The sequence below is a fragment of the Holdemanella porci genome (assembly GCF_009696075.1).
Lineage (GTDB): Bacteria > Bacillota_I > Bacilli_A > Erysipelotrichales > Erysipelotrichaceae > Holdemanella > Holdemanella porci.
This window is the reverse complement of sequence record NZ_VUMR01000062.1, coordinates 1-11,329: the sequence shown is the minus strand read 5'-3', so window position 1 is coordinate 11,329 and position 11,329 is coordinate 1. Positions and strand designations below refer to the sequence as shown.

The window sequence follows — 11,329 nt, the reverse complement described above, 5'->3', positions numbered from 1 at the left end:
TACGTACTACTTAGATTGAAAAATATCTATAAGATCACTCGTTTAAAGGATTTGAAGAACGAATGGTTATTCGCATAAGTGATAAAACGCAAAATTATAGCAAAGTCACCAAATTGCTAGTTAAGCCAACATTAAATAAATTTAAAAAAATTTGAAAAATAAAATTCCCATACAACATTTCATAAAAGTAAAAAATGAGCGTAAAGCCTATAAACTAAAGGTTTGCGCTCATTGTTGCGTTATATAACTGTCGAAAACGGGATTATAAACAATGTGAACCAAAAAGAAAAGGACTTATTCAAGTCCAATCTTAAATGTGTTTGATTTTCCAAATGCTTTCGAATTCATATGAACCACAAAAGGCTTAGTACTCTTATCCGTAAAATCAGGAGCTGCCTTTTCAAAATGGAATTCAATTTCTGTATTTACAGTTTGTTTTTTATCCAAGAAATACAATACATACCCAGTTACATCCGCTTTAAAACTTTGTGTTTTAGGCGCCATACCATTCGTTGTAAAATCATGACTTTTGATTTCATCCATATTTGCGAAATCATACTTGTTACTAAGATCGACACCTTCTAAAGTAGCACTCGGCGTTAAATATGGAACAATGATACGAGAATCCGTTTTATTCTTATAAGTAATCTTAATATTTTTTAATACTGTTTCCCCATTTTCATATACACAACTTGCCTTAGATGCATCTACACCAATCTGAAGTGTATCATCCTCAAAGAAAGTATATTTTGCATCCTTTGAATCCTTTACATTTTTATCACTGGCCTTACGAATATCAAAGGCTTTAAAAGGCAAGAACTGTTTCTTGTTGTTAAAAGAAAGACCCAAGTTTTTTTGATCATTGTTTGGAAATCCAATATATCCATAAATATACGTATTTTGGCCCTTATTGATGATATAAGAAGGCGTAGACTGATATTTATCAATGACACTAATATCTTTTTCATTGTCATCTGTTACAGTATAAATTAAATTCTTTGTGTCATACGGCTTTTTACCCTTATTTTCAACACTTGCCAAATAATAGTAGTACGTCGAATTATCTGTATCATTTGTGATGGTTAAAACATCCAACAATTGACACGATACATTCTTCTTTAATTCCACATTATTTTCTGGTTTAGAACAACCAAATAAAGATAAAGATAAAACACATACACACAGCATAGATACTATTTTTTTCATGTTATTCTCCTATGGATTGCAGTTTTTACAAGGCGAATACCCCTGAGCGATTAGTACATCTCTAGACTCACTTGACTCCAACTTATTTATATCATTCATCAACCGAATGCTTGCACAAGTAGGCATATGAAACTTATGTGTTTTTACATTTAAAACATAAGTAGAAGTATCCTCTGTAACTTTATATTCCTTTATAATATTGTCATTTGAGCGACTTGAATCGCCCGTTTTATAATCAATTGTGATACCTGGCTGTACGTTATAACAAAATACATTAAACGATACACCTTGTCCTTTATCTTCTACAGAATACGCCTCAATCTGTACACCATCCGCAATCAAATTATCACCATCATAAATAGGTGTAACCCGATATAAAACATGATGATTTGTCTTTTTTATGTAGTCAGATACTTCATTTTCAAACGGAAGCATACCCTCTACATTTAAATAGCGCGTACCCGTCATTAAGTTTTTCCGATTCGCATTCTCACCTGTTAATTGATATCCAATCAAATGACAACGATTATATAAATACTTCCCATCAATTCCCTTATAACGTACTGTATGCCACCCTGTGGGCTTTACAGAACCAATACTTTCTCGTTTTTTTGTTGGCATTAGATCCTTCGACACATTCGCATACGCAACCTGTGGCCGATCTAAAAAATCTAGATTCGAGTACGATTCAAAACTCTTTGTATTCATATCCTTCGAACTGAATACAGGCTCATTATCATGTATCTCTACATAAGGATTGCCATTATATTCAGGTATCTCATCAATCTCATAAGCCAATATAGGCGTGATCAATGTCGATAGAACAATGAACATGGATATAATAAATTTTCTCATACGATTCCTCATATATTTGACATATATAATGTCAATATAACTTATATACTAAAACCATGAAAGGAGTGAGTGATAAAAAACATAGTACTTCATTATCGTTCGAGTCAAAAATGTAATAAACCCCCTATGTACTATGTTTTTAGATGTCTTATGACATCTTTTTTTATAGCTCTAATTTCTTAAATACAGCCTCACGAGCCATCTTTTCAAACTTATCTTCCAATGGCTTTAAATCACTATATTTAAAATCCGGATTTCTTTTTTGTAGTGCTTTTGAAATCACAAAATCAGCCACCTCAGGATTTTTTGGAAGTAAAGGACCATGCAAATAGGTACCTAGAATCTTTCCATCATAGAATCCTTCATAACCTGCATTAAAGCTGTTACCACAACCCTTCACAACTTTTCCTAAAGGATGCGTTACATTTAATGTTTGACCCCCATGATTTTCAAAACCAACGATACGCGTTTTTAAACCATCTAAATTTGCATCAATCACAACATTTCCAATGCAACGACTACCAGCTTTTCCCGTATCCGTATAATAATCATAGAACTGTAAACCAGAAATCTTCTCATTGTTGGCCGCAATATAATATTGACCAAACAATTGATAACCACCACAAATCAAAAGCACAAAGGTCTTTTCATCTATGGCCTTCGTTATATTTTCTTTACGCGATAATAAATCTGGAATTAAACTAATTTGTTCCTTATCTGCACCACCACCTAAGAAAATCAAATCATATTCACTTAAATCTTTTTCTTCACCAATACCACAAGTATCGAGTTCAAAAGGAATACCACGATCTAAACAACGCTTCTTTAGAACCATCATATTTCCCTTATCCCCATAAAGATCCATAATATCATGATACATCCAAACTACTTTCATAGACCCATCTCCTTCTTGATCGCATTACGCGTAGGAAGTAATGCCGTATATGTCGCAATCGCATATGTCGTACGCTTTGTAGCTAATGCGGCTTTTACGGCAATGTCCAAAGTATCGACAACACTTAAAGGACCTTTATAGCCACCATAATAGATTCTTAAAGCCATATCATTTGCACGAAGACCCGTACAAATAATTTCCTTTGTGCTATCTTTCATAATCTTTTCAAAGAAAGTATCATAGATCCAACTCACATCTGTACCATCCTGCTCACGATCATTCAATACGATCACAATTGTCTTATCCGAATCATCTTTTTCAATGACTTTCATAACTTCGTTGGCACCCGTAGGATTTTTAACCAAGTTTAAAATACATGTCTGTTCCTTTGATGTGAATGTTTCATTTCTTCCCGCAGGCTGAGGCGCATGACTAAATACAGACTTAACACAATCTTGTGAGATACCATAATTTTTTGCGACATTCAATACAACGGCACAATTGTACATAGAATACATTCCTTCATACGGAGATTTATAATTTACTCCATCACTCGAAAATGTTTCTTTATCCAAATCAATATTTTTTAAACAAATGTCCATTTCAGGCGTTTGAAAATCACACTTTGAACAATGGAATTTACCAATATGTGAATATTGATAATAACTGTATTCAAGTCTTGCCCCACATTTAGGACAAAATTTTCCTTCACTTGCCTCTTTTGTCGTTTTAACCGAATACTTGTTCTCATCCATTCCAAAATAAGAGAATGAAGCATTTTTCGCTACTAAATTGAGTCGTACGACATTAGGATCATTCGCATTTAAAATCAATCGACCCCTATATGAAGGCAATACCTTTTCAATTGAATCGATCAACTGTTCCATTTCACGAGCACGATCTAATTGATCACGAAAGAAATTATTGACCACAAAATCTGTAACCGGAATAAATGGAAGAATATGTCTTACATTCAATTCATCGCATTCTAATACAACCGCATTGGCTTTGATTTCACCATTGAGTTTTGCGTGAGTCAACAACGTAGTGACAATACCTGCCTTTAAATTATCTCCCTTACGATTGGAAATCACGTTGTATCCAGCCTTTTCAAACAAGTCTGTAATCATATTGACCGTACTCGTTTTTCCATTTGTACCCGTAACTAAAATGACAGGACCATTAAATTTTAATTTCGATAATATATTCGCATCGACTTTACAGCCAATCGACCCAGGCATCGATCCACCCCTACCAATTAGGTGTAGCCCCCAGGCACTAAGCTTTGTAGATAATATAGATAAAGTTTTCATAACTACTCCTTTTCCATACTCCTTTATTATACAACAATTGAAGTTGAATTTAAAAATTGAAACACATATAATATTGATGTTAGGAAAAAACTAACTAGAATAGGTGGGACAAATGAACGAATATTACCAATCTCCTCTTTCACAGAGATATGCATCTAAGGAAATGCAGGCATTATTTTCAAACGACAAAAAATTTACGACATGGAGAAGACTTTGGATTGCTCTTGCGGAGTCAGAAAAAGAACTTGGATTAGACATTACCGAAGAACAAATCGAAGAATTAAAAGCACACGCTTTAGATATCAACTACGATGTCGCAAAAGCCAGAGAAAAAGAAGTACGTCATGATGTTATGTCACACGTATATGCGTATGGAGTACAATGTCCAAAAGCTAAGGGAATCATTCACTTAGGGGCTACTAGCTGCTACGTTGGTGACAATACAGATTTAATTATCATGCACGAAGCTTTAGAGCTTGTACAAAAGAAAATCGTCAATGTATTAGAAAAATTAGAAGAATTCGCATTAAAATACAAAGACATGCCATGTCTTGCGTTTACTCACTTCCAACCAGCCCAACCAACCACTGTAGGTAAAAGAGCTAGCTTGTGGGCACAAGACTTATATATGGACTACATTGAAATCCAGCATTTATTAGACAATAAAAAATTATTAGGATGCAAAGGTACAACAGGTACACAGGCAAGCTTTATGGAATTGTTTGAAGGAGATACAGACAAAGTTAAAGCTTTAGATAAAAAGATCTGTGAAAAATTAGGCTACGACCAATATTTCGCAGTCAGCGGACAAACATATACTCGTAAATATGATACACAAGTACTACAAGTTTTAGTTCAAATTGCACAAAGTGCACACAAATTCAGTAATGATATTCGTTTATTACAACATATGAAAGAAATCGAAGAACCATTTGAAAAATCACAAATTGGTTCAAGCGCAATGGCCTACAAACGTAACCCAATGCGTTCAGAAAGAATGGCAGCACTAGCTAATTACATCATTGCCGATTCCATCAACCCTGCAATTACGGCAAGTACACAATGGTTTGAAAGAACATTGGATGATTCCGCAAACAAACGTATTTCGATTGCCGAAGCCTTCTTAGCTACGGATGGATTATTAGATCTTTACTTAAATGTAAGCGATGGTTTAGTTGTATATCCAAAAGTTGTAGAAGCTAACTTATTAAAAGAACTACCATTCATGGCTACAGAAAATATTATGATGGACGCTGTTAAAGCTGGTGGAGACCGCCAAGAATTACACGAATTGATTCGTCAACACTCAATGGCAGCTGGTCGTGTGGTTAAAGAAGAAGGCAAACCAAACGATTTAATTGACCGTATTGCACAAGATCCAAAATTTGGCATGACAAAAGAAAAAATTCTTTCCATCATGAAACCAGAAAACTTCGTTGGACGTTCTGTTCAACAAACAGAAGAATTCTTCAAAGAGTTCATCGATCCAATTCTAGCTAAAGAAAAAGATGCATTAGGAATGCATGCCGCAATTAACGTATAAAAAATGAGAGCTCAACTTGAGCTCTTTTTTAATACAAATTTGGGATTGGATTCTTTTTATTTTTTTTCATGATCTCTTTATAATTTGGCATCCAAGTGCATAGTAAATCATAGAATTCTTTTGAATGGTTCAAATGATACAAATGCGCTAATTCATGAAGAATGATCGCATCCACAAATTCTAAAGGCATAAATATAAGATTTACATTGAAACAAATCTTATGTTTACTTGGTGTACAGCTGCCCCACTTACTTTTATAAAAGCCATATTGTAAAGAAATATCCTGTATGTGTAATTGTTCGCAAAAGAATTCAAAACGAAGATCAATATACTTTTTGGCATTCTGCTTCAAAAATAGTTGAATCAACTTTGTATCTGGATACAAATATAAATCATAATCTTCAACATAACACTTTCGTTGATCAATATAATGTAATCTATATTCGTTGCCCAATAAAGGAATCTTATCATTTTCTTTTGAAACAGTATACTTGCTTAACTGATTTTGGATCCAAGTTTCTTGTTCTTTGATAAAATCATCAATTTCCCTTTTAGAAACATAGAAAGGAGCGCTCACCTGAACGACTCCTTTGACTACACGTATTTTTATTTTTTTACAATTGGACTTACGATGAAGTACATACTCCATTAGGCAATATCTTCTAAGACTTCAGTCGCAATATCACTTATATACGCATCTACTTTTTCTTGTTGTTCCTTAGAATATGCATCATATTCATTGATATCACGAATTAAATCCAACATTGGAAGTGTTCCATATAATTTTGTACAAGTCGAATTGCATAATGTTTCCACATCTTCCTTCTTGTAGAATTCAATTCTTTCATGACAATTTGGACATTCCAAATATGCCATATTTTCAATGATGCCAAGAACTTTGACTTCCATCTTCTCACACATGTGACAAGCTTTTTCTACAATCATACTTACCATTGGCTGAGGCGTAGATACCATCACAACACCCTGCACTGGAATGGACTGCATAATTGTTAGGGCAACATCTCCAGTTCCAGGAGGCATATCAATCAATAAGACATCCAAATCACCCCAAACAACATCTGTATAGAATTGTTTAACAACCCCACCAATAACTGGACCACGCCAGATCACTGGATCAGATTCAGATTGTACCAAGAAGTTTAAAGACATCACTTTAATACCTTCTTTGGATTCAATTGGAATCAATTGCTGCTTTTCATTTCCATACGCATGTTGGTTTGTCAAAGCTAAAAGTCTAGGAATACTAGGACCTGTAATATCCGCATCCATAATACCTACTTTTAAACCTTTTTTAGCCATTGCCTTAGCTAACATGACTGTAACTGTGGATTTGCCAACACCACCTTTACCAGACATTACAGTGATAATATTTTTAATGTGGTTATCTGGATTCGATTGAATTCCACATGTTTCACTGTTCTTACCACATTTTCCTTGAGAAGGACAACCTTCACATGACATATACTATTCCTCCTTTGGCTTTTCTATTTTTTGAAAACAACGATCATATACACTTGTTAAACGCTGATCTTGAATATGTGTATAGATCTGCGTCGTTTGAATGTTTGAATGTCCCAACAACTCCTGCACGATTCTAAGATCCGCATTCCCATCTAAAAGATGTGTCGCAAACGAATGTCTGAAACTATGTGCTGAGATTTTAGAGTTCAAATTTAATTCATTCACTTTATTTTTGATCATTAAATGCACATATTGCCGAGTGCAACGACGGCCTAAACGATTCACAAAAAAATACGAAACATTCTTTACATCCCAAACACTACGAATGGAATCTAAATAATATTTCATCTGTGAAATACAATACGAAGATATCGGAATCACACGTTCCTTGTCCCCTTTACCTTTGACCTTTAAGATACCTTCCGCCAAATGTACATCATTCAATTTTAACTCACAAAGCTCACTTACACGCAAACCACAAGAATATAATACAACTAATATCGTTTTATTATATTGGTCGATCTGATTGTCTTGAAAAGATGAAAAAACTTTTTTTACCTCATCCACCGATAAATAGACAGGCAGATGTTTAGATGATTTCATCCCATGAATTAATAAAGACACATCTTTGATTTCAGGATGCGCAATCGATATCTGCAAATGAAAAGAATGAATACTCGCAATCATACGATTGACACTCGAGGCGATGTGATCTTCGGCATAGACATCCAAAAAGTCTTCGATATCCAAAACTGAAATGTCTTCGCACAACAAAATATTTCTTTTACCTAAGAAATTTAAATACACCTCAATATCATGAAGATACGATTGTTGCGTTTTCTTTGATTTTCTTTGTAGAACATTCAAATATAAGCGATAATCCTCAAATGCGTCTTTTAATTCCATAAATGTATTATAACACAAATCAAATGTAAATTGGTTCTAATACCTTCATGTCACAATTTGACTCTTTTATGGCTTCAATCAAAACCGATTTTACTTGGTTGTCACGATGATCATATGCGAACTGCAAGTTACGAATACTAAAGTGATTCGCATACAAAACTTTATTGATCTCATTTAAACGATTCGGACGATGCACCATATAAAAGCGCCCATAACTCTTCAATAATCGATTCGCATGAAAGACCAATTGTTCCAATGTCAAATTTTCTTCCATTCTCCCCAAATGACGAAAATTCAATTGTTCCGGAAGCTGATTGGCATCCATTTTAAAGTATGGCGGATTGGAAACAATCACATCAAACAAATCATCTTCATATTTTTGTATTGGCTGATTGACAATTTTTACAGGATGCTTGATAAACATATCCGCATTCTTTTGAGCAACCTTACTAGTCTGTTCTAATATTTCAACACCCACAAGTTCTTTGACATTAAACTGATCAAAATAAACGAGTAAAGCCGCATTATTGGTACCAATATCTAAAATACGCTCCTGTTTTTTTAAATGCACAAATTTAGCTAAAAGTTTTGTATCTGTATTAAAACGAAAATGCTCTTTATCTTGATATAACTTCAAGTTTTCATCCATAAAATAATCTAAAGTTAAACTCAACTGGCATCCTCCTTCTTCAATAAATCACTCGCTTTTATAAAACATTTACTATCCATTTTTTCATTCAGACGATTCAATATATAATCCGTATTTTCTTGTGGAGCTTCAAATAAATCCATCTGTTCTACAATCTGTTGGGCATCTTTTAAAGACCCAATATGTACACCTATATAGCGATAGCCAATGGGTTCAAAATATTCTTCTAACAATTGCCGGCAAGCCCCAAAAATCATAGGATACGTATTCGCATACTGACTTAAATTCATACTGTGACACACATTATGAAACGCTGTATCTCGTAAAGTTAACGTAACAAGTTTTCCTTTTTGATTTTCTTGCTGCATCTTATGCGTTAGTTCTCGAACGATATTCTCAAGACAACTATTCACTTCATCAATTGAATATAGATCATTGGAATAAGTTCTAGAAATCGAAATGCTCTTTTGTGTAGTTGAATAACATAAAGTCGCACTCGAATTCCCTCTTGCCTTTTGAATCAAAGAATAAGACGATTTTCCCAATCTATGTATGATCTTTTGTTCATTCTTTTCATCCGCAAAATCACCAATCGTATAAATACCCATTTCATTTAAAATAGGCACGCTCTTTTTACCAATGCCATTCATTTCATGGATCTTTAAAGGCCATAGTTTTGTTGAAAGCTCTGACTTTCTTAAAACCGTGATTCCTTTGGGTTTACGCATGTCACTCGCCATTTTCGCAAGAAAACGATTGGGCGCAACACCAATCGAACAATTCAAATGACACTTTTCATAAACACCATTTTGAATTTCAAATACAAGATCCAAAGGCCTTTTATAGCGCTTAATAATATCCGTTACATCCATGTAACACTCATCTATACTCGCCGGTTCAATTTGATGGGTAAATGTTTTTAAATACGAAAAAAACTGAGCGGACATGGAACGATAATAGCCATAATCACCTTGGATCAATACTAAATCTGGACATAGACGCAAAGCCTCATAAACAGGCATCGCACTATGCACACCATATTTTCTAGCTTCATAGTTCGCAGTTGAAATCACGCCTCGCTTTGAAGTGGAACCTACCGCAACCGGAAACTCTTTTAAATCCGGATTCTTTATTTCTTCACAACTCGCAAAAAAGGCATTTAAATCAATATGTAATATGACTCTAGCCATGAATCTTCACCCATAGATCTTGCATCGATTCTTTTGCTTTTTGACTCGCTTCCCCACTTGTCATTACAGCTAATTCTTGAATCGTTTTGTCTTGATCAAGTTCTTGTACACTTGTGATGGTTTCACTTGCGGATGCCTTTTTATTGACCAAATAATGCGTATTGGCATAGACAGCAACACTGGCCAAGTGGGTAATACATAAAACTTGGTAATTTTTGGATAAAGCCTTCATCTTAGCACCCATAGCTAAGGCAACTTTACCACTCACACCCGTGTCAATTTCATCAAAGATGATGGTTTCAATGCCATTCGAAGCTTGGAACACCACTTTTAATGCCAACATCAATCTTGAAAGTTCTCCTCCAGATGCAGAAGCACTCAAACTTGAAAAATCCTGTCCTAGATTCATAGAAACTAGAAATTCAATGTCATCAATGCCATTGCTGGAAGGTTTCTTTTCCATACAAGAAATCATAAAGCGAGCATTTTCTAACATCAAGTCTTTACAATGTTCCATCACTTTTGATTCCAGTTCTTTAAAACACGCTTTTCTTTTCAATGACAATGCTTTTGCCAACTTCATATACGCCGTAAACGATTCTTCTTTTTCTTTTTCCAATTTGTCAAACACATCCTGCCGATGAATGATTCGATCGATCTTATCTGTGATACTCTTTTTAGACTCCATTAAACTCGTATATGAACCACCATATTTACGATATAATTTCTTGATCAAATATTGACGACTTTGTAGACTATCCAAATCTAAAGAATCATTAGAATGTGTATCACGCATATGCTTCAATTCTTCATCCACACTTTGTAAAGAATAATATAGATTTTTGAATGATTCTTCATAGTCATTTAAGATGGGTGATTTTGAAGCTTGTTTATATAAAGTATATAAAGAATCTAACGCTCCATTTTCTTTATCAATTTCATATAGACAAGACGAAAGATCCTCTGAATTTTTATACCAGCTGGTTGCCTCGTGAATCTGATCATTTAATGCATCCAATTCATCTTCTTGAATGTTCGCATTCTCAATTTCATCCAACTGTGTCGTTAAAAATTCCAATTCGGCATCCGAAAATTCTTCGTTTTTTAATGTTTCTAATTCATGTAAGACATTTGAATACTTCACATACGCTTCCTTTACAGAAGCTTTGATGCTAGTATATTTATAGGACAGGTAAAACATCTCGAATTTGATTTGATAAGGAACCAATCACATTAAAAATAGAATGAGATATTGAACATGACTGTCCTGGATATTGTAGATTCTTGTGC

Annotated in this window: 11 protein-coding genes; 1 reads left to right on the top strand and 10 read right to left on the bottom strand. The window is 34.3% G+C overall.

Annotated elements, in window-relative coordinates:
• Window positions 1–294: 294 nt before the first annotated feature.
• From FYJ55_RS09260 to FYJ55_RS09245, 4 genes are all read right to left on the bottom strand, one after another.
• On the bottom strand, window positions 295–1,206 hold the full coding sequence (locus FYJ55_RS09260) for a hypothetical protein (protein WP_154556585.1): 912 nt from the start codon (window positions 1,204–1,206) through the stop codon (window positions 295–297).
• 9 nt (window positions 1,207–1,215) lie between these two features.
• Complete coding sequence (locus FYJ55_RS09255; protein WP_229771148.1) at window positions 1,216–2,061, bottom strand: DNA/RNA non-specific endonuclease; 846 nt, start codon at window positions 2,059–2,061, stop codon at window positions 1,216–1,218.
• Window positions 2,062–2,224: 163 nt separating this feature from the next.
• The gene (locus tag FYJ55_RS09250) at window positions 2,225–2,956 is read right to left on the bottom strand and encodes a type 1 glutamine amidotransferase (protein ID WP_154556583.1); all 732 of its coding nucleotides are present in this window, start codon (window positions 2,954–2,956) and stop codon (window positions 2,225–2,227) included.
• Complete coding sequence (locus tag FYJ55_RS09245) at window positions 2,953–4,269, bottom strand: Mur ligase family protein (RefSeq protein WP_154556582.1); 1,317 nt, start codon at window positions 4,267–4,269, stop codon at window positions 2,953–2,955. The genes FYJ55_RS09250 and FYJ55_RS09245 overlap by 4 nt, the downstream gene beginning before the upstream one ends.
• 112 nt (window positions 4,270–4,381) lie before the next feature.
• Here FYJ55_RS09245 and purB point away from each other — a divergent pair, with 112 nt between their 5' ends.
• The gene (gene purB / locus FYJ55_RS09240) at window positions 4,382–5,812 is read left to right on the top strand and encodes an adenylosuccinate lyase (RefSeq protein ID WP_154556581.1); all 1,431 of its coding nucleotides are present in this window, start codon (window positions 4,382–4,384) and stop codon (window positions 5,810–5,812) included.
• Between the two features lie 28 nt (window positions 5,813–5,840).
• On the opposite strand, the gene FYJ55_RS09235 is transcribed toward purB, so the two are convergent.
• From FYJ55_RS09235 to FYJ55_RS09210, 6 genes are read right to left on the bottom strand one after another with little or no spacing between them, the layout of a single operon-like run.
• A complete protein-coding gene (locus tag FYJ55_RS09235; protein ID WP_154556580.1) occupies window positions 5,841–6,461 on the bottom strand; it encodes a M48 family metallopeptidase in 621 nt (206 codons plus the stop codon).
• A complete protein-coding gene (locus FYJ55_RS09230) occupies window positions 6,461–7,294 on the bottom strand; it encodes an Mrp/NBP35 family ATP-binding protein (RefSeq protein WP_154556579.1) in 834 nt (277 codons plus the stop codon). Before FYJ55_RS09230 ends, FYJ55_RS09235 begins: the two co-directional genes overlap by 1 nt.
• A gap of 3 nt (window positions 7,295–7,297) precedes the next feature.
• Window positions 7,298–8,200, bottom strand: coding sequence for a tyrosine-type recombinase/integrase (locus tag FYJ55_RS09225; RefSeq protein ID WP_154556578.1), 903 nt, complete (start codon window positions 8,198–8,200; stop codon window positions 7,298–7,300).
• Window positions 8,201–8,219: 19 nt separating this feature from the next.
• Complete coding sequence (locus FYJ55_RS09220) at window positions 8,220–8,873, bottom strand: tRNA1(Val) (adenine(37)-N6)-methyltransferase (protein ID WP_154556577.1); 654 nt, start codon at window positions 8,871–8,873, stop codon at window positions 8,220–8,222.
• Window positions 8,870–10,039, bottom strand: a complete 1,170-nt coding sequence (gene dinB / locus FYJ55_RS09215) for a DNA polymerase IV (protein ID WP_154556576.1) — start codon at window positions 10,037–10,039, stop codon at window positions 8,870–8,872. The genes FYJ55_RS09220 and dinB overlap by 4 nt, the downstream gene beginning before the upstream one ends.
• A complete protein-coding gene (locus FYJ55_RS09210) occupies window positions 10,032–11,183 on the bottom strand; it encodes a DNA repair protein RecN (protein ID WP_154556575.1) in 1,152 nt (383 codons plus the stop codon). The genes dinB and FYJ55_RS09210 overlap by 8 nt, the downstream gene beginning before the upstream one ends.
• Between the last annotated feature and the right edge of the window lie 146 nt (window positions 11,184–11,329).